Here is a 25,045-nt window from a genome sequence, read left to right as displayed (position 1 = left end):
TCAGTTTGAATAGACCCTAGTTTCCTAGACTGTTCCGTGCCTCATGAACCAGGCACTTTCATAAACTGCAGGGGGTTGATCCTCACAGGCACTGTGGCGGCGTTTAGCATTATAAAACATCTCGACATAATCGAAGATATCCGCCTTCGCTTCTTCCCTATTTTTATAGATCCGTTTCTTTATGCGTTCCCGTTTTAGCAACTGGAAAAAGCTTTCTGCCACTGCGTTGTCATGGCAATTACCCCGACGACTCATGCTGCTTTTTAAATTGTGAGCTGTCATAAAATGCTGACATCTTTCGCTCGTATATTGAGAGCCCTGATCTGAATGGATTAATACTTCTGCCGTTGGTTTACGTCGCCATACCGCCATCAATAATGCATCCATTACTAACTCAGCAGTCATTCGTCCGCCCATGCTCCAGCCGATAACCCTGCGTGAGAAGAGATCAAGAACAACAGCCAGATACAGCCAACCCTCATGCGTCCTTATATAAGTCATGTCACTCACCCAATGCGTATTTGGGGTTGGGACAACGAATTGGCGTTCAAGGTAATTTGGACTGGCAAAAGAAGGCTTTCCGCCACCGTAATAGCGTCGTTTTCGGTATCCAGTCTGAGATGCTAGTTCAGCGAGCCTCATCAGGCGCGCGATCCTGTTACGTCCGACGCATTCACCCAGATCTTTCATATCGAGCCAGATTTTTCGATAGCCGTAAACCGTACCGCTTTCAAGCCACAGTTGTTTAATCAAGCCTGTTTGCCGTTCATCTTGCCGGGTACGCAAAGATTTAGGCCGCTTTAGCCACTGGTAATAACCGCTGTGATGGAGGCCAAGAACCAGGCATAACCGGCGTACAGCATAAAAGGACGACATTTTTTTAATGAAGGCGTACTTCAGCCTGACGTTCTTGCAAAGTACGCGGCGGCCTTTTTTAAGATATCCCGCTCTTCAGTTACTCGCTTAAGTTCTTGCCTGAGGCGCTTTACTTCATGCTGAAGTGCATCGTCCTGCTTACGCTGCGGCTCGGGCTTCTGGTAGCGCTTAACCCAGGCGTAAAGACTATTAGTGGATACACCAAGTCGAGAGGAGACCTCAGATACAGGGTACCCCTGCTCAGTGATCTGTTTTACGGCTTCAATTTTGAATTCTTCAGTGAACGTTTTGACTGACATAAACACTCCTTCATTAGGCCTCCATTATGAGGCAAAAAAGTGTCTACGAAACCCGGGTCTATTCAGGTGTTGTAAGAAAACAGCAGGGCGGATTCACCCTGTTGCCAGAACTGCGGATCAACATAGCCTCTTTCCGCATGGTTAATATACGCCTGCGGCACTGACAGCTTCATACTGAGCGTGTCGGTTTCCTGTCGGATGCTGCCGCCCTGAACCAGGGTGCTAAGGGGCAAAAGGTGTGCCGCGTTTTGCTGCTTGGGCAAGGCGGTGAGATTGATCCCCAGAACGGCTGCATCCTCATAACGTATAGCAATCTGCTCAGGTTGTTCCCCCAGTTGCAGCGGGAAACGGCCCTTCCAGTGACCATTAACGTAGACATCAAAGGTATGTTGCCCTGCGGGGAGATCGGACTGGAGATAAAAGCGTGAAAGGTCAGCTTCTTGCGACGCGCCCGCCAGCAAACGGGTATCGAATTCGACGGCCACTACCCGGTTGGCCAGCAGAATTGACGTCAATGTCAGCAGCGAAGTGAGTGTTTTATTTATCGTCATCGTTGCTTAACCTCATCAATGAGACGTTATGGTTTTTTCTTTATAAGCGCCAAGGTCATCAACATATTTTAACGACAGCTTGTCATTGGCTTTAAGGGGATGCCGGGTTTGCGCCATTGCGCTGGAAAATGGCGGGATCATGATGGCGTCATTCAACACGTTTTTCTGATTACCCTGGTCAATATTGGCCAGGGTAAAGTGGTAGGGAGCATTATTTCTGATAGTGACCTGATTACCCTGTGGATGCAGTTCGATATGATGGGCCACAGTATCAGGATTGATTTTCAGATCCTTGGGACGGTAAAAAAGTTTTATTCGTGACTTCACAGCTAATTGCAGAGTATTTTGGCCCTGAAGATTTTCGGGTATCGGTGGAATATCAAGAACGTTGAGATAAAACACTGACTCGCGATCGGTTGCGAGCTGAGGACCTATTTTTTTATACGTAGTTGCTGACCGTTGTTAGCGGTCACTTTGACTACTGGAGGTGAAAGTAAAAAGGGAACATTGGCTGTTTCGGGTGTGGAGTTAATATCACCGTCATCGATCCAGGCCTGGACTAATGATGGTTCACTGCCGTTGTTGATCAACTGAACGACAACATCCTTATTACTTTCCTGATAAATAACACGGGTAGTATTAATTACTACGTTGGCATATGTCTGAGCCGTCACCAGGGTTAACCCGGCTAATAAAATATTTTTTATCATACTTCTCCCGATAGCCAGGCTCATCCGTTGAGCCTGGCCAATGATTAAATTACAGGTAAGAAATGGTATAGGTCACGTTAGAATGCAGTGCGCCGACTTTAGCCGCTGCAGTATTGGTTTTGTAGTAATATGCGTCCAGCGTCAGGGTTTCTGAATCCGGATCGACGCTGTTACCGAGAATATCAGTCACAAAGGGCTGATTCAGTACGATTGGGGTTGATGAACTGGCGTTGGCCAGAGAGAAACCGACGTTTTTAGCGACTGCGCTATCCTGCTCATTGACCGTATCGTTCAGCAGATATTTGCCGTCGGTAGAAATATTATCAGCTGAAGAGAAATAGATTTTTAACGGCTGGCCAGAAGTACCTGAAGCAGGTGAGCAATTAGAGAAAGTAAAAGAAAAGGACTTTTTGTTTTTCACAATTGGCCCTACGGCGTTACCGGCATCGGTTACGGATATTGGGCTAAGGGCAACGGTAAAATCAGCGCTCTTACCGCCATTAATGGTACAGGTAGTATCGGTAATCGCGCCAGAGAACGAAATAACACCACCGGCAGACTGATCTGCCGCCATCGCGCTGCCTGAGCTCAGAGCAGCGGCCAATACTGTGATAGAAAAAATTTTATTAACCATGTTGACTCCAAATTCCATATAGAGAGTTATAGGTATATGTGAAGATATATACGTATTTGCCCATCCAACAGGAAAGTAAAGGTCCCATTAGATTGTGCGAATTTTATATATAAATACGCCTATTCAAGTTATGTGATACTGCCTGAACGTAGCAATGCTATGCCTGTTCAGTGATACCATCATAAATCATATGGATTTCAAATCAATGTAAACATAATCATTAATAATGTTTCCGAGTTGTAATTAAATTTATTTTAAAAACAAAGGATTGCATCTTTTTCTTTAGTGTAAAGCAGAAGTTGGATAATGTTATGATTCCATTTGTTTAGCGTTGGTGTTTTTTTATATAAAATAATCTATATTATTTTATGAGCTGAACCCATTTGCCACCTTCGGGTAATAACGCCTAATGCTGTGCAAAAAAAAGCAGACTGTTGATGGATAGCAACAGATATCCATCTCTGAGGGGGAGCTGCGTAATCGACCCAGAGACAGAAGTTCAGCTTTGCACCAATCACCAGAGCTTGAATTCGATAAAGTGATTACGTTGTAATGATTTTTTAACGCGATATAGCCTTAAAAGGCTCTCTTTTCCAGATTACCAGTTTTGGTGTTTTTCTTATTTTAAAAATAAAAAATCAATCAAATGTTAGTATAATAATCGTTATGGTTATACCCCAAAAAATCGTGCTGAAAAGTATAACCAGAATTAACACTACTCTTCTGGAAAAAAAACGAGATGCAAAGTTGCTATGTTTATTGGTGAACATAGTAAGCTACCTATTCAATATGCTAATCATCAACCCCAAGCGAAGACAAGACACCTGTTAGCTATTTATTAATGGCGTCAGCGTCTCGCAGCCTATTTCTGCGTAAAAACTGTGCAAGCGATTTGTGACATCTGCATTGCTTTTTATATCAATGGCCGTATCTATTTTTCGGGTATAGCGTGTTGACTCTGTTGCGTAATAAGCTCAATAGCTGTAAATGGGCCCGTTTTTTATGTGGCACGCGCTGACCCTAACATCCGTTTTGATGATAACCCCATGTTCACAGGCGTATGTAACGTGTAGGTTGTCTGCTCCCTTGATGGCATCGGCCTCCTCAGGCTAGGCGATGTTCTTGCTTAATGAAACTGCCGAAATGCAGTTGTTATAATCATAAGTAAAACGGAAAGTTAACCACGTCGAAATCCGAGGTGGGTAGTGGCATAACGGTTTCCGTGTACATTAAGTCATTAAAAAGAGTGGTGCCGCAGGAATGCCACCCACAATAAAGGACGGAGCCAGGTTGATTTCTCTTCCGCTAACGGGCTATCGGTTTTTTATTTGTGTTGGCGTCCGTGTTTTTCGCCGCGATTGCAGGATACATTTCTGCAATGCGCAAGGTATAAACCATCGTGGCGTTGGGGGGCACATTGGGCGGGTAGCCCTTGTCGCCGTAAGCCAGCATTGGGGGGACAACCAGTGTTAACGTGCCGTGGTTTTTTAATTGGCTCAGCGCCTCACTGAACAAGGGAGGGAACCTGTCCATCGGCTGAGAAAGCACCGCTCCGCTGCTTTCCATGTCCTGGATCACCGTGCCGTCGGTCAAGGTTTCCTTTATCACCACATCCAGAATGGCCCCGGGGGTCAACACGCCCTCCCCGGGATAATCCACCTTGTACCAGGCCCCGGAGGCAGTCTGTCGAACATTTTTGTCCTGGCGAAAGCGGGTCAGGTAACTGTTCCCTTTTTTTGTCTGCTCAGACATCACGTTGTCACGGGCCGATGCGACCTGCTTTTCCGACGCGTCCAGTGCCTGATTGAGTTCGTCATCGGTCATTTTTTTATGCCCGGTTAAGGTGTCGAAAATGCCGCTTAGCATGGTTTGTTTGTCAGTATGTACCCCCCACTTTTGCCGTTCATTCTGCATCTGCAAAATTTCTTCGGCCAAAGAGACCCCTGCCGCATAATCCTGGCGAGTCTGCGTTTTTTTCAATGCTTCCACCGTGACCGTCGCCGGGGTGTCCTGCCGTATCGCCGTGAGGGTGGCGTTCAATGTTGCCACCTGCCCGACAGTGTCGTCCACTTGCGCCTGCAGAGCTTGGCGCTGTGTTTTCAACTCCCCCTGTTGTTGCAGCAAAGCTTTCTCCCGGTTCATTGCCGTCCCCAACTGCGCTTTCAGGTCTTCTGTGCTGGCGAGCAACATTTGGTTCTCCTTCTGTGCGCTGGACAGGTGCGATTGCAGCGTGGTTTTGTCCTGTGCCATGGCACTCAGTTGTGTCGCTAGCGGTTGGGAAATCGCCAGCGCATTTTTCTCGGCGGCTGCCCGGAAGGCGGTGTGTTGGGCATTCAGGGTGTTGAGTTGTGTGGTCAACGACTGATTGTCCGTCCGCAAGGCTTTTTCTGTTTGTTGTGCGTCAGCGGTCAGCTGCCGGGCGAGTGCCTCGCGTGCCTGAGCCTGTTTCTCTCCGGGAGTGATGGCCAGAGCCTGACGAACGCCTTGTGCTAAATGTTGTAAGCTTTTCAGGTCTACGGGCGGAACCGGTGACGGTGTTTGCGCGACCGGTCCTGTTTTTTCAGCCAGCGCCTTTTGCATCCGACTGACCTGGTGCTCCAGCTGCGTGATGGTCACCTGCTGACGTTTGAGCTCGAGCTCCTTCAATTGCCAACGAGAAGCTAACGCTGATGTGGACTTTGTGTTTCTCGTTGGTGATGAAGCGGTGTCAGTACCCGACTTCTTAACGTCCTTTTTGGCCGGTGTTGTCCGGGCTACCGGCGGTGTTGCCTCTGCAGGTGCCTGGTAGCGTTCGGCAAATTGCAACAACGCGGGAACGTCTGCCGACGCATTGCTGGCAAGAAACGGCAGGAGTACGGTTCCAACGGTCATCAGGTTGAGCAGGCGACTGTGGCTACGCGGAGCATCTTTCTTCATTTCGGTGCCTCGCCTTGCGTCATCAACCCGACGAGGACGGCCTGATTTATCTGTGCACACAACACATTCACCCGGTAACGGTACAAAGCATCGACGGTTTCTTGCGTGTCCGTATTGACCTGGGTCCGTAATTTTGCGTACTGCGCGGCACCCTGCATCAGGGTGCTGAAGGTGTGTTGTGTGGCGGCGTAACTGTCCGCCTTCAGGTCCCGCAATGTGTCAAGCTCTTGCTGGCACTGACGCAGCCGCTGCGCTTCGGCTTGCTGAGTCACCGCGGCATTGGACACCGCAGGGGGGATCGCTGAACGCGGGGCTATCTTGCATCCGCTCAGCAACATTACCAGCAGGCACAGTGAGGTCGGGCTCAGGACACGCTTACACACAAAAACATTTATCATGATGCGGAAATTCTCTTTTGTTGAGTGGCGGTGGTAAGGGAATAACTGTCGTGACGTGGCGGGATGAAGGCCGGCCCTGTGCTCATCAGTTGAGGGGGCAGCCGGTGTGCCGGCAACGCATCAAGCCCCCCGCGTAACATCCAATAAATAAAGTCAGGTGTGCGCCCCATGTGTAGCTTCGCCATCGCATTGCGTTTGTGGCCGCTGACCGTTTTCTCACTGATCTCCAGCTTTCGGCCGATCTCTTTGGGACTCAACCCCTGGGCAAGGCAGCGGATCACCTCAGTCTCTTTCACCGTCAGACTCTGGTCGGTTTTCTGCTGCTGCGTGGTGGCCGGCAGGTTGCCAGCCTGTCGCAATGATAGGGTGGCGAGCTCGCAGGCCCATTCCAGACGTTGATGGCGATACAAGAACCCGGAGATGCCGGCGAATTGCTCTTTGTCCCGCCGCTGAAACTTCTCCTTGATTAAAAAAATTTGCTGATGTGCCGGACCCGTCCTGCGACTGATCAGATGGCGGAACAGAACCGGATCTTGCTCCACCGCTAAAAACACGATGTCAGCATCGTGTTTATCTAATGTATCTCGGGTTATTCTTGTGTGTAATCCCCTGGCATGAGCATGTATCAATAGTCCTCGGATTAATCCATCGGCAAAATAGCTGTTTGGTTCACAAATCAGGATGTTAATTATCGATTCCATGGGGGTTAATCCTCTCGAGATAAAAGGCGTGTGAACAGCATTTTTCCTGTTTAATTTTTGTTTTCTCTTGCTGCTTTAATCCGCAGTATTTACAAGAAAATGAAAATTTATTTATGTGTTTTTTCATCGTCGCTCGTCGTGTGGTTTCCTGTTTGTCATTGTCCGCATATATACCAGCGCAATGAGTTTTTTATTGGGGTAGGTGTGACCTTTACCCAACCCTTCCTCTCCAGACTCAGTAACAGGTAACGTGCTTTATAAATACTGAAGTTACAGTCCTCTGCTATCTCTCGGGTGCTTGGCCAGGACTCCGGTGACAAGGAGTGCACGTCTTCGCGAGATGCACATAATTTAACGATGGCCGAAAATATTGCCTTGGTATTGCGTGAAAGACCGGGTTCCTGTGTGTCTATCATATTCACTCCATAGCGGTATGCGTGTGTCGATTAAGTCATCCACAATATGCACGTAAAATTTGTGGATTAAAGGCATGGGCAATTACACTTTAATTATCATGCTAATTATTTTTATCTTTTTGTATTGTCTGGATATTCATTTTTTGACCGTTCAGTGGCCAGGCACCCTCTCCTTTGTGTTGCCACTGATACGGATGATTATATCGCGTATTTTTATCTTGCGATCAATGAGGCTTAATAATTATATATTTACGATATAAAATGCTGATCTATTGGTTTTTTACGACACTAAAGATCGCAATTGTTAATGGTGAGGTCTGGGTTGAGAGTTATATATTGAATTTATTGTCATGCGGGTCTTTTTGTTTTCACAGATATTGTCTTTCGCCATAATCATTTCAACGGAAAAAGCGTTTGGTATTTACTTTGAGACGCCGAGTAAAGGGTGGTTTTTTAACTGGAGTTTATTTGTTTTCACTCTTCAAATTACAATGTGTTTTTCCGTTTTTATGACGTATTACCTTTATTGATGTGCGCACGGTGTTATGTGTCTGGTGCGGTATTTCAGTAGAAACGTTGTGAGCGATGAACTTGTTAATATAAAGGTTTTTCTGAGATCTTGTTTATTCATTTTTTCTGAATAAATGAAGGTTTCAATCGACTTTATGTTAATGAGAATCTTCGTGGTTGCGACGGTTTAATGGAACTTCGAATTTAGTCATGTATATGAATCGCGGTTACCAATAAGTAGATGAAGAAAATAGTTTTTATCGTTATCGATACCTAAGGATAGTTAAATGAAATTGAACAAAATTATGATGGCAGCAGTACTGGCATTTGGCGCAGTTTCTGTAGCACAGGCCGATCAGGGCCACGGTACTGTGAGCTTTACCGGTTCTATTATTGATGCACCTTGTTCTATTGAACCTGCCGCCATGGACCAGACGGTAAACCTGGGTCAGGTGTCTAACGCGACGCTGGACAAAGGTGGCAAGTCCAAGGCTCAGGACTTCGAGATCAAACTGGCGAATTGTATTCCCGGTACCCTCAAAACCGTGACTACCACCTTTAGCGGTATCGCTGGTGCGGTAGACGGCAGCCTGGGTATTACCGGTAGCGCCAAAGGTGCCAGTATTGTGATGACCGACGGCAATACCAACGTGATTAAGCTGGGCAGCGCAACCACGGCAACCCCTTTGTTGGCTGGCAATAATACATTGCTTTTCACCGCTTACCTGCAGGGTGATCCAAAAGCGCCAGGTGAAGGCGGTAAAGATGCGGTTATCGTACCGGGTGATTTCAAGAGCGTTGCCAACTTTACCCTCGCTTACCAATAAGCCCTGAGTTGTTCTGTTCCATGCATGCGGGGAATCCGCATGCATTTTTCACGGAGTTGGTTACTGATGGAGTGGGGTAATGTTGCCAAAAGTACAGCGCGTGGTGGTTTCTTCCCTGTTGTTCATGGTGTCTGGCAGCCAGGCCTGGTCGGCAACCCCGGCAGGATGGGGGCGTGTCAACATGCAAGGATCTATCATTGAAACGGCGTGCGCCATTGATACCCAAAGCCGCGACCAGACGATTGATATGGATACTGCGCCGGTCAGCCAGATAGCGCGTGACGGCCAGGGTGTCAGTCGCCCGTTCAGCATTCGGCTGGTTAACTGCGTTTTGGGCCGTATCGATCCCAGGCTGCCGGACTGGCAACGCTTTCAAATTACCTTTGATGGCCGTGCGGATACCGGCGGATTTGGTGTCGAGGGGGACGCGAAAGGGATCGCGCTACAAATTAGTGATACGTTCGGCAATATTGCCAACCCAGGGAAACCTTTACCCAGTGGTGAAATTTCACCCGGGGATAAAATACTCAATTACTCGATACGCCTGGTGGGGAATGACCAGCAATTAAAAGCGGGAGAGTACAACTCTACCCTGCGCTTTAAAATGGAATATTACTGATTTTCTATTTTCTATTTTCTATTTTATTTATTTGCGTTCGCCCGTTATTCAATACGCAGAATGCAGATTAAATCTGCGCGCGTTAACGAATGTCTGTTTCGCTGGCGGCATGTTGAGTTATTAACAAGGTCTAAGGATTATGGATAACCCATCTTTGATTGCATTTCCGTCCCGCCCGCGGCTGCTGGGGATATTGGTGTCCATTATTTTGGGCGGAGGCTGTTATTACGCCTATGCGGAAGACACTCAGTTTAATACCGATGTGCTGGACGTCAAAGACCGCAATAACATCGATCTGGACCAGTTCTCCCGTGGCGGCTATATCATGCCGGGCGATTACAGCATGAAAGTGCGCATCAATAAGCAAGAGCTGCCGGAACAGCCGATCACCTTTTATGTGCCGGACAATGACCCAAAAGGCAGTGAAGCCTGTATTACACCGGCAATGGTCGAGCAGTTTGCGATAAAACCCGCGCTGCAAGACAAACTGACCTGGTGGCACCAGGGGCAGTGCCTGGTCAATACCAGCCTGGATGGGATGACAGCGCGTGCGGAGTTAGGTACATCCACCCTGTACGTCAGTTTGCCGCAGGCTTACCTGGAATACAGTGCAGAGAACTGGGATCCGCCGTCGCGTTGGGATGAAGGCATTCCGGGTTTGTTGGTGGATTATTACCTCAATGCCCAGACTCAACGTCAACAGCAGCAGGGTGAACAAGACTATAACCTCAGCGGTAACGGCACTGTGGGTGCCAACATGGGGGCCTGGCGGCTGCGCGCGGACTGGCAAACCCGGGTCGATCATCAAAGCGGGTCGGATCAGTCCTCACAGAAAAAATGGGAATGGAACCGTTATTACGCCTACCGGGCGATCCCGAGCCTCGGCGCCAAGATGACGGTGGGTGAGAACTACCTGTACTCCAACATTTTTGACAGTTTCCGCTTCGCCGGTGCCAGCCTGATCAGCGACGACAGCATGCTGCCGCCGAACCTGCGTGGCTATGCGCCGGAGGTGACCGGGGTGGCGCGCACGAACGCCAAAGTGGTGATCAGCCAGCAGGGACGCGTGTTGTACGAGACCCAGGTGGCGGCAGGGCCGTTCCGTATTCAGGACATTAACGACGCGGTCAGCGGCCAGTTGGACGTGCGGGTGGAAGAGCTGGATGGCAGCGTGCAGCAGTTCAAGATGGACACGGCCAGTATTCCCTACCTGACCCGTCCGGGCCAGGTGCGTTACAAAGTGGCCAGCGGCCGACCTTCGGACTGGCAGCACCGCGTTAACGGCCCGGTGTTCGCCACCGGTGAGTTTTCCTGGGGTGTGAGCAACGGCTGGTCATTGTTCGGCGGCGGCGTGGCGGGCGGCGATTACAACGCGTTGGCACTGGGCGTGGGGCGTGACCTGCTGATGTTTGGTGCCCTGTCGTTCGATGTCACCCAGTCACGCGCACAGTTGCCGTATGAGGACCAGACGCTGAGCGGCGGTTCGTACAGGCTGCAGTATTCCAAGCGCTTTGACGAGACCGACAGCCAGGTGACCTTCGCCGGTTACCGCTTCTCGGAGCAGGACTTTATGTCGATGAGCGAATACCTGGATGCACGTAACCACGGCGCACGCTCGGGCAGCAGTAAGGAGCGGTACAACATCACCTTCAACCAGCAGTTCCGTGACCTGGGGTTGAGTGCCTATCTCGACTACAGCCACCAGACCTACTGGGATCGCCCGGCCAACGACAGGTACACCCTGACGCTGTCGCGCAACTTTGATGTTGGCCGGTTCCGTAACCTGAGCCTGTCGGCAACCGCGTACCGTAACAAGTACAACAACACCAATGACGACGGCATGTACCTGTCGCTGTCGGTGCCCTGGGGCAACAGTGGCTCGGTCAGTTACAACGGCAGCGTTAACCGCAACGACAACAGCCATCAGGTCGGGTACTACGATCGGCTGGAGAACGGCGACAGTTACCAGATCAGCAGCGGCTGGGCGCGCAGCGGGGGGACCGCCAACGGCTATTACAGCCACCAGGGGGATATTGCAGAGGTCAACGCCAACGCCAGCTACCAGGACGGACGTTATTCGTCGCTGGGCGTGTCGGTACAGGGCGGCGCGACGGCCACGTTGGAAGGGGCAGCGCTGCACCGCAGCAGCATGATAGGGGGGACGCGCATGTTGGTGGATACCGACGGCGTGGCGGGCATCCCGATCCGCGGATACGGGGATACCAATCTGTCCAACCGCTTTGGCAAGGCGGTGGTGGCGGACGTCAGCAGCTATTACCGCAACCAGGTGAGCATTGACCTGAACACCCTGCCGGAGAACGCCGAGGCCACCCAGTCGGTGGTGCAGGCCACACTGACCGAGGGCGCGATTGGCTACCGCCGGTTTGCGGTCATCGCCGGTGAAAAAGCCATGGCGGTGATTCGGTTGGCGGACGGCTCCACACCGCCGTTCGGTGCCACGGTGCTGAATGCCAAAAAGCAGGAAGTGGGCATTGTTAACGACGCCGGCAGCGTCTACCTGAGCGGCATTAACCCAGGTGAACAGATGACGGTGCACTGGAGCGGTAAACCGCAGTGCCAACTGACGCTGCCACCGCAGATCCCGAACAGCGGCACTACCGATTTGCTGTTGCCGTGCATGCTGATGGCTCAGGTAGCAGAAGCACAGGCGCTTTAACCCAGAATTCACTTTTTAAATGAGTACCAGACGATGACTTTGATGAACAAAACTACAGTAATCAGTGCACTGCTGTTGAGCACACTGGCGGCACAGCAGGCTCAGGCCGCGATTGCACTGGATCGCACCCGGGTGATTTTCAACGGTGACAGCAAGTCGGTGAGTCTGAACATCAGCAATGAGAACAAACAGCTGCCGTACCTGGCGCAAGGGTGGATTGAAGACGCGCAGGGCAACAAAATCGCCAGCCCGTTGACGGTGCTGCCACCGGTGCAACGTCTGGAGCCGGGGGCCCAAAGCCAGGTGAAGGTACAGGGGCTACCAGGGGCTGCCGGATTGCCGCAGGATCGCGAGTCGCTGTTCTACTTCAACCTGCGGGAAATTCCGCCGAAGAGCGACAAGCCGAACACCCTGCAACTGGCGTTGCAGACCCGCATCAAACTGTTCTACCGCCCGAAGGCCATTGCGGTGACCAACAGCGAAGCGGCGGTGCCGTGGCAGGAGCAGCTCACCCTGAGCAAACAGGGTGACAAGTACCAGGTGAGCAACCCGACCGCTTACTACGTGACCCTGGTTGACGGCAGCAGCAAAAAAGACGGCGCCAGTGCCCCGGGCTTTGAACCGCTGATGGTCGCCCCCAAGAGCAGCGACACCCTGAGTGTCAGTGCCGCAGCGCTGGGCGCCACGCCGGTCCTGACCTATGTGAATGACTACGGCGGCCGCCCGCAATTGACCTTCCGCTGCAGCGGTGCGTCTTGTCAGGTGAATGCGGATAAAAAATAACGGGTAACGCCCGCGAGCCAAACGGCCAGGAGAGCAGCATGCAAAGGATATTTCGGCGAGGAGAGCAATCAACCTGTCACCGCCACGACCGCCAGTACGCATTGGTCATCGCGGCACTGGTGATGATGGTGCCCTTGACCGTGGGGGTGGTGCTGGTGCTGTTGCCGGCATCCATGGCGCAGGCGGCGGACAACATGCAAGTGGAGGGGGCCAACGGTGTGCTGCGGGTGCGCGGCGCGCTGACCGAAAGCGCCTGCAGGCTGGAGATGGCCTCGGCTCACCAGACGGTGCAGTTGGGTGAGACCGGCACCGGGCGACTGCTGAAGGTGGGTGACCGTGGCACGCCGGTGGCGGTGCGTCTGCAGTTAAAAGACTGCCTGCGCAGCCCGGCGAACAACCGCGATGAGCGCACCGGCAGCGTGCTGTGGAGTACGCATCAACCGGCGGTGTCGGTGAGCTTTGCCGCCCCGGCGGATGCCAACACCCCAGAACTGGTGCAGGTACGGGGGGCAGGTGGGCTGGGGTTGCGTATGACCGACAGCCAGGGGCGGGACATCCGCCTCGGCAGCCGTGGGGCGCCCCTGTTGCTGACCCCGGGGCAAGATGCGCTGAACTACCAACTGGTCGCAGAACGTACGCGTGCGCCGTTAGAGGCTGGGGCTTATTCGGCCCATCTGGATTTTCGGCTTAACTATGACTGAGGGGACGCTATGAGCGGCATGTTTGATACGCGGCGTCTTGTTACTGCGCTGGGATTAGCCCTGTTGGCCGGGGTGCCCAGCGTACAGGCGGCTGATTTGGCTAAAATTACGGTCACAGTGACTTTGGTTGCAGCGCCAGCCTGTGTGATTAACGACGACAACCTGATTGAAGTGAACTTCGGCGATGACGTGCTGACTACCCAGGTAGACGGAAAGGCCTACAAAAAGAAGCCGGTGACCTACTCGGTTAACTGCGGTGGGCCCTCCAGTGCGGTGAAAATGCTGATAGAAGGCAGCGGTGCTGACTTTGACAGTGACGTGCTGCAGACCGACCAGACGGATTTTGGCATTGCATTACTTAATAACGGCAGCCGTTACCCGATTAACACCTGGGTTAATTTTGACACCTTTAGCCCACCCCAACTGGAAGCGGTGCCGGTCAAGCGTGTCGGTGCGAGGTTACAGGGCGGAGCATTTTCCGCCGGGGCGACCATGAAGGTCGAATACCAGTGAAGGGAGACAATCTGATGAAACAGCCAATCCATTCGGCGCTGTGGGCTGCCGTTATGTTACTGAGTGGCAGCGTACAGGCCGAGAATATGCAGTTCTTCGGCACCCTGATTGAACCGCCGCCGTGCGTGATTAATGGCGATAAACCGATAGAAATCAACTTCGGGGATGACGTGATGACCAACAAGGTTGACGGCTTAGCGTACAAGAAGATGCCGGTGAGCTATAGCCTGACCTGCGACGGCCCCGTGACCAATGCGCTGCGGATGCAAATTGAGGGCACCGCGGCTGCGTTCAGCACTCAGCAGCTGCGTACGGATAAAACCAATTTGGGTATTGCACTGCTGAGCAACGATGCCCCGCTGGGGGTGAACAAGTGGTTTAACTTCACCTACCCAACGGCGCCCAAACTGCAAGCGGTACCGGCAAAAAATCCGGCGGGTGCCTTGACGGGGGGGGCCTTTAACGCCACGGCGACCATGAAGATCGACTATCGCTAACAGGAGCACAAGCATGATGCGATACGCTGCGGTAACCCGACTGTTGTTGCTGGGAGGGCTGTGTTTTAGTGCCGTGCTGGCGGCGGCGGACGATATGACCTTTCGTGGCACCTTGATAGAGCCGCCGGCCTGCAGCATCAACAACGGCGAGGACATTGACGTCGACTTTGGCGAGCGGGTCGGTATCAAGAAGGTGAACGGGGTGAACTACCTGCAGCCGATCGGTTACCGCATCACCTGTGAACCGAGCGCCAGCAAATGGAACATGACGCTGGCGGTGATTGGTATCCAGACGGCCTATGACAAGGCGGCGGTACGCACCGACGTCACCGATCTGGGTATCCGGCTGATACAAAACGGCAAGCCGTTTGAGCTGAACCTGCCGATCCCGGTCAACCCGGCCAACCCGCCCACGCTCGAAGCGGTGCCGGTACAGCGGCCGGGGGCGACGCTGGAAGAGGGTGTTTTTTTAGCCACGGCGACCCTGCAGGCGGTGTACCAATGAGGGCACAAGCGGCCATGTACAACACACTGATAAGCCTGATGTTAATACTGAGTCAACCCGCACTGGCGGCGGACAATATGCGTTTTCACGGTGCCCTGGTGGCAGAACCCTGCATCATTCCGCCGGGGGATGAAAAAATCACGCTGGATTTTGGCACGGTGATTGACAAGTACCTGTACCTGAACACCCGTACTCACAGCCAGCCGTTCGACATTCGCCTGACGGAATGCGACCTGAGCCTGGGCAAAACGGTGAAGGTGACCTTCAGCGGCAAGGAGAACCCGATGTTGCCGGGGTTACTGGAATTGGAGGCCGGCAGTCAGGCCAACGGTATCGGTATCGGCATGGAAACCCAGGACGGTACACCGCTGCCGCTGAACAAACCGGGGCCGGGCTTCGGACTGGTGAGCGGGGCCAATACCCTGACTCTTCGGGCGTACGTGCAGGGCGAGCCGAAGGCGATAGCCGACCAGACCATTGAGCGCGGGCCGTTTAACGCCATTGCCACCTTTAGCCTGGAGTATGAATAGGGCGGATGCGGATTGGCAGGCGGCCTGGCGTTGGCTGTATCAACGCCGACGACATGCGCCGGCCAATGCCGATATCTGGCATCTGCGCTATCACCGGTCACGGCTGGAGCCGGTACTGTATGCCCTGGTGGTGAGCGGCCAATACCGGTTGTCGGCGATGCAGGTGCACCATTACGCAGAACGCAGTTGGGTGCAGTGGTGCGCGCAAGATGCACTGGTACTGAAGTGGGTGGCGTTACAGGCCGAACGGCTGTTGCCGATGCATAAACGCTGTGCGCATTTACGTGGGCATGGCGGCAGCCGCCAGTCGGTAGCCGAAGTGCGTCAGGCCATAGGCTCTGGGGAATATGCTTTTGTTTACCGTACGGATATTCGCGGTTATTACCGGCATATCCTCAAAGCGCAGGTGATGCGCCAGGTTCGGGGATACATCGCCAACCCGGTGCTGCAGGATGTGATTGCGCAATATGTGCATTACAGCGTGGAAGAGGGCGGGGAGTTTTATACGCCAGAACACGGAATTTGTCGGGGGTGTGCACTCAGCCCGTTAATCGGCGGCAGTTTACTGCACCACGTCGACCGTTACTTTAGCGTACAGGAGGGCACCTTTTATGCACGCTACATGGATGACTTTTTGGTGTTCACCCGAACGCGCCGGCAACTGCGGCGCTGCGTTAAAGGATTACATGCATTTTTTAACCTGGGTGGGTTTGAGACCCATCCGGATAAAACCCAGTTGGGCAGGATTGAACAGGATTTTGACTGGCTGGGTGTGCAGTTCAGCACCACGGGGACCACCATCGCGCCCCGGGCATTAGAAAACCACCGTGCGCAACGCGTGCGGCTTTACGAGCAAGCTCGTCGACAACGGTTGTCATTGACAGAGACCGAGGCGCGAGTGCGAGCGTATGAGGCACGGTGGACATTATGGGCAAAAAGTATGTTGATAAATCGGTGACCCATCTTGCGATTTGTCTGGTACAACAAAAAAAACAACATGGAGAAACCCCCTCGATGAAATCAGTTCTCTTGTGGATAATTCTGCTTTACACGCAATCGGGCTCTGCCGCATGGATTATCGCACCTACGTATAAATACATCCCCTATTGGAATAGTTATGACATTTACCCGCGCGTACTGAACTATGACACGTCCGACCAATCCCCAAACCCATGTCTCATAAAAGATGGCCAAGATAAACCCAATTGTGAAGCTTTTACGGTATTTAACGAGCCTGGGAAACCTCTACGCTTGACATTAGACATCGGATGGCAATCGGCAGACCCCGCCATCTACACTGTCAAAACCATGGGTCGCCTTTCCGGATTACTCCGGAAAGGAGCTTACCACAATGACTGGGACTATTTCCCTGGCGGGATTCCATCTGGAACATGTGTATATATTGAACTGTTTATCGGAAACCTCACTCCCGGCTCCGGAAGGAAACTAACAGATTGCGTTCCAATTTACGCCCAAGTCCCTGGGTGCGCACTGACCCCAAAGGACATCAATATCGACTTTGGCTCCATGCCCCCTGGAAGGACGAAAGAAATTAGTACCTCATTGACTTTAAAATGCCCTGGACCATCAAATGCCACTCTCCGTATCTCGACTTTACCCGATGAACGACTGCCTCTCGGGTCAGATGGCTTAGCTCAAGTACAGTTCGACTGGGGTAACGGATTAGGCGTACCTGGGGAATTTGAAGTGACCGGGCAACAATCAGTGACACTTCGTGCCCTTGTGTCATCAGACTCATCTGCAACCACTGGCACTCGATCTGGCAATGTCGGTGTATCGATCTCCTATTGGTAGAGTATCAAAATAAGAGAGAGCGGACTCACGCCCATCCTAGTCGCAACTCGTACCTTCCAGACTAAATCTGATGGCAAACCCGAAAGGGCATGCGAGTATAAGGAACGATAAAGGGATAACCATTAAAAGCCAGCGCGCCCTTTTGGTGTCAACTCTACTTCCCTCGTAAGTCGGGATGATCGAGGAACGTCATACGGATTTAAGTGTGGGATAAAAAACATCAGAGATCGATTTTGCAATTTATGTGATGCTGAAATTAGGGGGATGGCGCAAGGGATATCCCGTCGACTGGCTGGACCTACCGCTCTCGTGTATGAAGGCACCACGTAAACCTCCTTCGCATTCCATTGGTGTCTGTTGGGGGCGTTTTGAGCTATTCGCCCATTGAGCATGTTGGGGCGTTGACTGCGTGAGGAACAGACGAAGGCCCATTTGGTATCTGTGCAATTGCATTGGGCGTACGCTGTCTATTTTAAATAGTGAAAAAATAAAAAGAGCATGTCCTGTATCAACGGGGCATGCGTTGCCACGGAATTTTTTCAACAGGGGCGGTGTTGTAAATGATGAAAAGGGTAATGTTGTTATTGCTAGTTACCGCAGGGTTAACGTTCTCACTATCGGCCCAAGAATCGGTTAAAAAGGCCGAGGATAATGGTCGGTTACCCGCGTACCGTTTAATCAACACGCCAGACAACCGCGCCGCCTTTATTAAAGGCAGCGTGCCTGGGTTAAAGAAAATTCCTGCGCACAGTTTTTGGTTCAGTAACACCATTGAAGAATGGCAAAAAGGGGTTCACCCGGCACCAAGAAAACAATATGTGGTGACGCTTAAGGGAACCTTAAGATTTAAGGTCAGCGACGGTTCTACCTTTATAATAGCTCCTGGTACGGTGCTGTTGGCGGAAGATACCGAGGGTGAAGGGCACAGTTGGGAAATGGTCGACGGCGACGAATGGATCCGGGCTTATATTCCCGTCAGCGGAGCCGATGAAGCCTTTATTGCGGATAAATAATGGCCATCACCGTGCCAACGAAGGGTACAATGAAAGCATGCCATGCCCACCTGTCCCATGTGAAACATAACGCATTCATTTACCCTAGGAGAACCATACGATGTTGAGACAGCAGATGGACGCGCAACAGGCGCGAGAACTGGCACGAGACTACCTGGCGGCCGTCGGTATGTCAGGCACACCAGAGGAATATCTGGCCAGAGTGAAAATGCTGGAAGGCCAGTTTTTGGCTCTTCTTAAACTGGCGCATAAAAACTGATCTGTTCTGTCGCCTGAGAAAATAATACCATACTGATTCTGGTTGGCTTAAACGGTACCACGGGTAAAATGTTAACAATGGATGGGCGTGCATGACTCGCCCGTCCTCTTGCCTTCATTCATAGAAGTAGAGTTCGTATGACGTAAGGTATTTACATCGTCCGTGGTGCAAAATCACACCTCAATTCGATGCAACGTCGCATTGTTGTCAATTAATCATTCCTTCCATTTCCTGTCTCATCCCAGTGTTACGTTCTCATCACCTTGGGTCTAACGATACTTTTTTCATTATCATTGTTCTTTATGGCTACACCTGGATTCCAACCAATGGCCAGGATCTTACTTTTCCGACCCAAATTCTTCGCGCTGGCGGTTGTGAAATTATCCGTGCGGAAAAAGCCAGCGGTGTCAGTCGGGATGGCCGAACTGAGTTGCAACTTTCTGCGGGCAGGCGACATGTCGACTGTCATAGGCACCGTTCAGTGACTGTCATTCGTGGGTATAAGTGTGTTTGTGATCACTAATATGATTTTTACTTGGAGAATGGTTGTCTTGGTAATTATATCAAGTGACTTAATGTGTGGTTTTGATATGAGTTTTACTACACGTAGGGATGAGTTAGATGGCCATATCGCCTTCTTCTATGTTGACGGCATGCTTACGCGACGAGACCGGAATTCGGTGGAGTCATTTCCGGCCCTTATAATCGTAATCCTCTGAGACTACGGATGGTATCATCACACAGTGTATGAGCTCGTTGCTTCCCGATAACAGCCCATTAGAATGACAGTGCTCAACGGGTCTGACCAGGCATTACAGCAGAATAAACCGCAATTACGGATATCCTCGCTATTAGTGGGTTTTTTGATTTATGCTTTCAGGAAGAGAGTTATTGGTTTTCTCGCAAGGAGCGAACATGAGTATGTCGACTGAAGTCTTTAACGCAACCGGGCTTGGACATTCCGTGCCACAACTGCCCCAGAACACCTCCCAGGCCCCATTACAAGTCTATCCTTATCCGGTGAATGCATTCCCCCCTATATTGCGGGCAGTGATCCAAGCATTACATGAAGAAACTCAAATCCCGGTAGAACTGATTGGCAATGTTGTCCTGGCAGCCGCTTCGCTCGCATGTCAGTCTCATATTGAGGTTATTCCCACCCATACCCATCAGCCTGAGTCCTGTTCTCTCTATTTGTTGACCCTCGCTGAATCTGGCGAGGGTAAAACGACCATCAGCAAGCGGGTGATGCGACCGTTTAACATTTTTGCAGAAAGAATGAATCAGGAATATCAGGAAAAACTGGATAAATATAAACACGAACATAATGTTTGGAAAGTCAAAAAACAGGCATTTGACGGTCTTCTTAGGCGCGCAATTAAGAATGGAGAAGATAGTGAAGACGAAGAAAGTGACATTAAAGAACATGCTAAACGTGAGCCAAAAAAACCAACATATCCGGTGATGCTTTATGAGGATGTCACACCTACAGCCTTCATTGAAGGGATAAGCGAGTATCCAGAAGCAGGTTTGTTCTCCGACGAGGCAAGCATCTTTTTTAAAGGGTATCTGAAAAATAATCTTGGACTGCTCAATAAAGCCTGGGACGGTGAGACTTACAGTCACCGACGCACCGAAGGTGAAAATCATGAAATTAAGGCATGCCTGACTCTCTCATTAATGGCCCAGCCGAGTGTTTTTGAGGATTACCTGAAAAAACATGGTGAGCTCGCTAAAGGCAGTGGTTTCCTTTCTCGATTCTTGTATGCCAATACAACAAGTACCATCGGTCACCGTAACGGAAACACCCATTTCGAACAGTCTGATGAGGCACTGCGTGGATTGCACGAAAGGATTTCGGCACTGTTAGACATTCAGAGGACACGCTTTTATGGCAATAAAAATAAAAAGAAAGCGCTGACGCTGACAGATGAGGCAAAAATGCTGCAGGCAAATAAGCGCTCTGAGGTTGAGGGTAAAATTGGCCTTAACCAGGAGTGGGAGCATATCCGGGATATGGCGTCAAAGTCAGGTGCTAATACCATCCGGCTTGCCGCCATACTCACCTTTATTCAGAGTAATGAAAGCACACAGATTTCTTCGGAGACCCTTGGTGGGGCCATGAAAATTGTAGACTGGCATCTTAATCAGGCCAGTGTATTATTTTACCCGAAGTCAGAGCGTTACCAATTTGAACAGGATGTCTATGAGCTGTTTGCATGGATTAGAAATAAATTCTTTCAAGGGAACGCTCATCCGATTCAAATGAATCACGTGGAAAGGTTCGGCCCCAATCGTTTGCGTCGAATAGAAAAATTAAAACCTGTCCTTGAGCAACTCATCGGGATGGGACTTGTCTGTCTTATTCGTGCCAATCTCAATTCCGCCATTTTTATCTCAGCACCTCGTCCAAATAATACAGGCTGGTATATCCCTCAGGAATTTTATGCCAATGGAGGAAACCCTATCATTGCCTCATACCAAAATGTCCGAGGAAAATATGACGCCAGTTACTTTAATCAATCCAGATTGTTATACTCATAAAATACTTTGTCTTGTTAATGAATTGATGATAATTCCTATGCAAAGAGGCCAGTAACTGGTGTGTGATGACGTTTTTCTTTCGTACGCAAAATGCTCAGTCGACACAGGCTGAGCCGTAAAAAAACAAGTAAAACTACTGAGCAACCCCGCTACACTTGCTACTGTAGCAACGATAGCAGGATTTTTTAAAAATCATAACGCAAAAATATTATAATTTGATTGATTTTTAATCTATAGAGGATGGGTGACTCACTGACCCCTTCTTCCTGATAGTGATATGGATTGTTACCACTATGTTGCATTTATGCTCGCCCTGGACCATCGTGGGATCCCTCGTCATTTCTGCTGAAATTCATTAATCATATCCATTTCATACGTACGGATTGAATTTCCCCTTCCGGAACATGACTTGCCATAATCAATGATCCCCATTAACTGTGTTGTAATGCCTGCTGTGCTGGTTTGTCTGAAAGGGATGCTGTTATGTGCCTTACGGTTTATTAATGCAGTAGTGGGGGTTCTGGCGTGGTTTACGTGGTGTCGATGGGGATGATATATTGTTTTTACCGGTGCTGTCGTAATTAACCCCGAGAGTCAACAATACGTTGCTGCATCCACGTCTCTATTTCACTCTGTAGCCAGCGGGAGCTCCTGCCCAGTTTTATTGGCTTTGGGAATTCCCCCTCCTGGATGAGTTTGTAGAACCATTTGTTACTTAATCCAGTAAATTTGGTGATGAAGACCATATCCACCAGTTTATCGTTCATCAGGTCAGGTATGTTATTTAGGTTTGTCATGACGATATCTCTCTGTCTTTAAGTTGAGTAAAAGACAGGAGTGCGTGTATTATCGATAGTGATATTACTTAGCACTCCGCCATAACATGGTTTTCCTCAGTAATAAAATAATGACTCAGTACTGACTGCAGCCAAAATTACGTTGTTTATCTGAGCTGTCTTTGCTGTATTCCTTGGCCAGATAGCACACTCGATTAATGACTTCAGCAGAGTCATTGTTAAAATTGGTACTGGTCTTATTCAGATGGGCATAGCTTGGTTTAGGGAAATGCACCAGCGGATAGTATTTCTGATAATCATCGTCATCGTGTAAATTCAATGCCCGTACCCAGGCTTCCATAATCATGACACCCAGGTTATGTGGATACCCTTTGTCGGTGGGGATGTAATTACCCAGGTAGGCATACGCATCTTTGTTCAAGAATAAGGCCAGATGATAGTGTTTTTTCCCACGCTCACCAAACTCTCGGGCCCAGACATAACGAACCCGACAGGGAAAGGTTCTTTTCCCGTTATTTTTCTTTCGCAATAAATCCGCGTCAATCTGCGCTTTTAAAGAGACGATAAAGCGGGTGATAAGCGTGGAGTCCAGTGAGTATTCATGAGTGAGGTTATTATCCGGCAGTCTGAGGTCAATTCTTAACACCAGCGTTCTTGGGTACTCATTCAGGGCCTTGCATAAGGTATCTTGAATGCGTGCCACATACTTCGCATTCAGAGGGCCCAGGCTCGAGTGGTTTATCTCCATAGTATTTTCCTTTTAAATGGTGGATAATAGAATTGGACGGTCCAGTGAGAAATAAAAATCATGACAAGGGGTGTGTTGTGTTGGTTTTATTTACTTAAGTAGATATCATTAATCACTGATGATTAGATTGTTATTACTCCTATAATATAAATTTCCTTCTATATAGTAATAATACCAACCCGACAGTCAGACTGTGTTATATGATAAAAATGCAATAAAAGAAAAGAATACCAAAAACAACCAATATTTTATTAAAAGACATGAGGTGTTCACTCTCAAGTTAGTTATTGAATGGATATAAAATCATTACTTTCTTCACATAAAATAGAAGAGAAATTCGTAGCCGCTAACCTGATATAATTCATTAAAATTTAATGGGTTAAACAAACGAGGTTTGACTGAGTATTCATCTCCAAAAAACCTGAGGCCGATATTACCTGAGTGAAGACCGCAGCAACGGTTGCTGCCGTGCATGCTTATCTTATGGAGACCTTCGTGCCCGACAATCCTGAACACCCTTTGCACATCCTTAAACAACAACTCTCCCTGCTCCCCGCGTATCTCTCCGCGACGATCCTGGGTCGATTACGGCAATCCATTCACTATGAGCCTACGATTGGCATGATGGGCAAGTGCGGGGCAGGAAAGTCCAGCCTGTGCAATGCTCTGTTTACACCACCGCCTGCCCGGGTCAGTGCCGTTCGGGGATGTACGCGGCTCGTGCAGCCTTACTCCTTCAGTCTGGCCAACCATGCCCTGCTTATCGTGGATTTCCCGGGGATCGGTGAAACACCGGTACTCGACCGGGTTTATGCACATCTCTACCAGCGCTGGCTGAATAAACTGGACCTGATTGTTTGGGTGCTAAAAGCCGACGACCGTGCCTGGAATGACGATATCCGCTGCTACCGACAACTGGTGTCGCACGGTGCGGATCCGACCCGGTTTCTTTTTGTGCTTAACCAGGCCGATAAAATCGACCCCTGCCGGGAATGGGATACCGTTGCGCATCTGCCCTCATTACGCCAGCAGCTGCACCTGCAGGAGAAAGTGGCTCAGGTGAATGCGGTATTTACACCGGCCCACCCCGTTTTAGCCGTTTCCGCACCGGAGGGGTTCAATATCACTCGGTGGGTTGAGGCCCTGATCACCGCATTACCGGATAAAGCCAGTAGCGGGGTAACCCGACAGCTTGAACCTGAGTATCGGACAGAGAAGGTGACTACCACGGCACAGGAAGGTTTTGCCCGTGTGGTGGGAGACATCTTTGATGAAAGCGTGGAGGCCCTGCTGGAGTCTCACACATTCAGAACCTGGTTAACACGGATCCGTTATCGATTGCTCACTCTGGCCAAACTGCTGTGGCATCGCTTCTTTTAATGCATATCTAAAAACCTGCCTATGTGTTCGATCTGTTTCGCCGATCGAAGATAGTTACGCCATAGCCATAGGCTATCAATAATAATATTACGATCGTTTTTAACGATAGATTTAACCGATCGGTTTCGGTTTATTGATCATCACTAACGATTATCCCTCGCCTTTACATCCCGATACGATCCCCTCGCTGGGGAGGTCGCTCAATCCCAACATTTTCTAATTAATTATTAATAAAGGACTATTTCACTATGTTGAAACCTTATCCGTTTCTCAAGCAAGACACCTACGCCTGGTGCTTGTCCATTGGTCTTCCGGTCATCTGGGGACTCTCTGCTATCTTCCTCCCACAAAAGGTGGCGTTGGGTCTTTATATGCTGTGCTCCCTGGTCTGGGTACTGCTCGACCGGCTGAGTTTGATGAAACAGGAGAAAACGGCCCCTTCACTGGGGTGGTTCCTGTTGCCGATGGTGTATCTGCGCCAACGTGACGAGCGTCAGGGGAAGCCCTGGCGTTTGTTACAGGTATGGCTGATTTGTACCGTGTTGTCAGCCGTGGCCGGCAATCATTTTAAAACACAATCCGGTACCGAACAGTTGGCGCAGAGTGCTTGCCCGGTGGTCACTAAAATCCTGCAGCGTCAGGGCATAGAGGAGCACTGTATCCGTATCACAGATATCAGGGAGGAGGTGGCGGGGCGCTTTTATCAGGCTCAGGCTTTGCTGAATACCGGATCAAAAGAACCGCTGACGATAGAAGTACGCTCAGGCGGGAGTATATACGTCACGCTAACGGATTCTGAATAAGTGATTTTTATCAAGGAGATGAT

The 25,045-nt window shown here is 50.2% G+C and carries 25 protein-coding genes and 2 pseudogenes; 17 read left to right on the top strand and 10 right to left on the bottom strand.

Annotation, left to right across the window (positions count from 1 at the left end; genetic code table 11):
- Window positions 1–24 precede the first annotated feature (24 nt).
- The 8 genes and pseudogenes from OC597_RS20475 to OC597_RS20440 all read right to left on the bottom strand — a co-directional run bounded on the left by OC597_RS20475 (window position 25) and on the right by OC597_RS20440 (window position 7,501).
- A protein-coding gene (locus OC597_RS20475) for an IS3 family transposase (protein ID WP_137231231.1) occupies window positions 25–1,175 on the bottom strand; the annotation gives its coding sequence in 2 pieces (ribosomal slippage) (window positions 25–941 and window positions 941–1,175; 1,152 coding nt in all).
- A 62-nt stretch (window positions 1,176–1,237) separates the two neighbouring features.
- Window positions 1,238–1,726 (bottom strand): FimD/PapC N-terminal domain-containing protein, encoded by a 489-nt coding sequence (locus tag OC597_RS20470; protein ID WP_262210264.1) that lies wholly within the window; start codon window positions 1,724–1,726, stop codon window positions 1,238–1,240.
- A gap of 15 nt (window positions 1,727–1,741) precedes the next feature.
- A pseudogene (locus tag OC597_RS20465) lies at window positions 1,742–2,436 on the bottom strand (fimbrial biogenesis chaperone).
- Window positions 2,437–2,485: 49 nt separating this feature from the next.
- Window positions 2,486–3,070 carry a fimbrial protein gene (locus tag OC597_RS20460; protein ID WP_112347620.1) on the bottom strand — a complete coding sequence of 195 codons (585 nt, stop codon included), beginning with the start codon at window positions 3,068–3,070 and terminating at the stop codon, window positions 2,486–2,488.
- Between the two features lie 1,305 nt (window positions 3,071–4,375).
- The gene (locus tag OC597_RS20455; RefSeq protein WP_262210262.1) at window positions 4,376–5,986 is read right to left on the bottom strand and encodes an FKBP-type peptidyl-prolyl cis-trans isomerase N-terminal domain-containing protein; all 1,611 of its coding nucleotides are present in this window, start codon (window positions 5,984–5,986) and stop codon (window positions 4,376–4,378) included.
- Window positions 5,983–6,384 carry a YuaE family lipoprotein gene (locus OC597_RS20450; protein WP_262210260.1) on the bottom strand — a complete coding sequence of 134 codons (402 nt, stop codon included), beginning with the start codon at window positions 6,382–6,384 and terminating at the stop codon, window positions 5,983–5,985. Before OC597_RS20450 ends, OC597_RS20455 begins: the two co-directional genes overlap by 4 nt.
- Window positions 6,381–7,085, bottom strand: coding sequence for a helix-turn-helix transcriptional regulator (locus OC597_RS20445; RefSeq protein ID WP_262210258.1), 705 nt, complete (start codon window positions 7,083–7,085; stop codon window positions 6,381–6,383). The genes OC597_RS20450 and OC597_RS20445 overlap by 4 nt, the downstream gene beginning before the upstream one ends.
- Window positions 7,086–7,240: 155 nt before the next feature.
- Window positions 7,241–7,501, bottom strand: coding sequence for a FaeA/PapI family transcriptional regulator (locus OC597_RS20440; protein WP_262210256.1), 261 nt, complete (start codon window positions 7,499–7,501; stop codon window positions 7,241–7,243).
- A 797-nt stretch (window positions 7,502–8,298) separates the two neighbouring features.
- Between OC597_RS20440 and OC597_RS20435 the strand changes: the two genes are divergently transcribed.
- The 15 genes and pseudogenes from OC597_RS20435 (at window position 8,299) to OC597_RS20365 (ending at window position 21,294) form a co-directional block, all read left to right on the top strand.
- Entirely contained in the window at window positions 8,299–8,838 is a 540-nt protein-coding gene (locus OC597_RS20435) for a fimbrial protein (RefSeq protein WP_262210255.1), read from the top strand.
- A gap of 79 nt (window positions 8,839–8,917) precedes the next feature.
- The gene (locus tag OC597_RS20430) at window positions 8,918–9,457 is read left to right on the top strand and encodes a fimbrial protein (protein ID WP_065505939.1); all 540 of its coding nucleotides are present in this window, start codon (window positions 8,918–8,920) and stop codon (window positions 9,455–9,457) included.
- A gap of 139 nt (window positions 9,458–9,596) precedes the next feature.
- On the top strand, window positions 9,597–12,134 hold the full coding sequence (locus OC597_RS20425) for an outer membrane usher protein (protein WP_262210252.1): 2,538 nt from the start codon (window positions 9,597–9,599) through the stop codon (window positions 12,132–12,134).
- 42 nt (window positions 12,135–12,176) lie between these two features.
- The gene (locus OC597_RS20420; protein WP_316044873.1) at window positions 12,177–12,917 is read left to right on the top strand and encodes a fimbria/pilus periplasmic chaperone; all 741 of its coding nucleotides are present in this window, start codon (window positions 12,177–12,179) and stop codon (window positions 12,915–12,917) included.
- 38 nt (window positions 12,918–12,955) lie between these two features.
- Window positions 12,956–13,618 (top strand): fimbrial protein, encoded by a 663-nt coding sequence (locus OC597_RS20415; RefSeq protein WP_262210248.1) that lies wholly within the window; start codon window positions 12,956–12,958, stop codon window positions 13,616–13,618.
- A gap of 9 nt (window positions 13,619–13,627) precedes the next feature.
- Window positions 13,628–14,131, top strand: coding sequence for a fimbrial protein (locus OC597_RS20410; RefSeq protein ID WP_262210246.1), 504 nt, complete (start codon window positions 13,628–13,630; stop codon window positions 14,129–14,131).
- A 14-nt stretch (window positions 14,132–14,145) separates the two neighbouring features.
- The gene (locus OC597_RS20405) at window positions 14,146–14,628 is read left to right on the top strand and encodes a fimbrial protein (RefSeq protein WP_262210244.1); all 483 of its coding nucleotides are present in this window, start codon (window positions 14,146–14,148) and stop codon (window positions 14,626–14,628) included.
- 13 nt (window positions 14,629–14,641) lie between these two features.
- A complete protein-coding gene (locus OC597_RS20400) occupies window positions 14,642–15,133 on the top strand; it encodes a fimbrial protein (protein ID WP_262210242.1) in 492 nt (163 codons plus the stop codon).
- 38 nt (window positions 15,134–15,171) lie between these two features.
- Entirely contained in the window at window positions 15,172–15,663 is a 492-nt protein-coding gene (locus OC597_RS20395) for a fimbrial protein (RefSeq protein ID WP_262210240.1), read from the top strand.
- Window positions 15,656–16,621, top strand: coding sequence for a reverse transcriptase domain-containing protein (locus OC597_RS20390; protein WP_262210238.1), 966 nt, complete (start codon window positions 15,656–15,658; stop codon window positions 16,619–16,621). The genes OC597_RS20395 and OC597_RS20390 overlap by 8 nt, the downstream gene beginning before the upstream one ends.
- Window positions 16,591–17,478, top strand: a complete 888-nt coding sequence (locus OC597_RS20385) for a hypothetical protein (RefSeq protein WP_262210236.1) — start codon at window positions 16,591–16,593, stop codon at window positions 17,476–17,478. The genes OC597_RS20390 and OC597_RS20385 overlap by 31 nt, the downstream gene beginning before the upstream one ends.
- 563 nt (window positions 17,479–18,041) lie before the next feature.
- A complete protein-coding gene (locus OC597_RS20380; RefSeq protein ID WP_262210289.1) occupies window positions 18,042–18,491 on the top strand; it encodes a cupin domain-containing protein in 450 nt (149 codons plus the stop codon).
- A 100-nt stretch (window positions 18,492–18,591) separates the two neighbouring features.
- A complete protein-coding gene (locus OC597_RS20375) occupies window positions 18,592–18,750 on the top strand; it encodes a hypothetical protein (RefSeq protein WP_262210234.1) in 159 nt (52 codons plus the stop codon).
- 292 nt (window positions 18,751–19,042) lie between these two features.
- Window positions 19,043–19,189: pseudogene (locus OC597_RS20370) on the top strand (recombinase family protein); the annotation flags it as partial.
- Window positions 19,190–19,665: 476 nt separating this feature from the next.
- Window positions 19,666–21,294: a YfjI family protein gene (locus OC597_RS20365; protein ID WP_262210232.1), complete on the top strand. Its 1,629-nt coding sequence runs from the start codon at window positions 19,666–19,668 to the stop codon at window positions 21,292–21,294.
- 581 nt (window positions 21,295–21,875) lie between these two features.
- Here the strand turns inward: OC597_RS20365 and OC597_RS20360 are convergent.
- Window positions 21,876–22,091 (bottom strand): helix-turn-helix transcriptional regulator, encoded by a 216-nt coding sequence (locus tag OC597_RS20360; RefSeq protein ID WP_262210230.1) that lies wholly within the window; start codon window positions 22,089–22,091, stop codon window positions 21,876–21,878.
- A gap of 115 nt (window positions 22,092–22,206) precedes the next feature.
- Window positions 22,207–22,839 carry an inovirus Gp2 family protein gene (locus tag OC597_RS20355; RefSeq protein ID WP_262210228.1) on the bottom strand — a complete coding sequence of 211 codons (633 nt, stop codon included), beginning with the start codon at window positions 22,837–22,839 and terminating at the stop codon, window positions 22,207–22,209.
- Between the two features lie 441 nt (window positions 22,840–23,280).
- Here OC597_RS20355 and OC597_RS20350 point away from each other — a divergent pair, with 441 nt between their 5' ends.
- Both OC597_RS20350 and OC597_RS20345 read left to right on the top strand, forming a co-directional pair.
- On the top strand, window positions 23,281–24,219 hold the full coding sequence (locus OC597_RS20350) for a GTPase family protein (protein WP_316044872.1): 939 nt from the start codon (window positions 23,281–23,283) through the stop codon (window positions 24,217–24,219).
- Between the two features lie 248 nt (window positions 24,220–24,467).
- Window positions 24,468–25,022 carry a hypothetical protein gene (locus tag OC597_RS20345; protein ID WP_262210226.1) on the top strand — a complete coding sequence of 185 codons (555 nt, stop codon included), beginning with the start codon at window positions 24,468–24,470 and terminating at the stop codon, window positions 25,020–25,022.
- The last annotated feature ends 23 nt before the right edge of the window (window positions 25,023–25,045 follow it).

The sequence above is a fragment of the Serratia proteamaculans genome, assembly GCF_946227095.1.
Taxonomy (GTDB): domain Bacteria; phylum Pseudomonadota; class Gammaproteobacteria; order Enterobacterales; family Enterobacteriaceae; genus Serratia; species Serratia proteamaculans_E.
The sequence above is the reverse complement of the archived record's forward strand: the minus strand, read 5'-3'. Positions and strand labels throughout refer to the sequence as shown.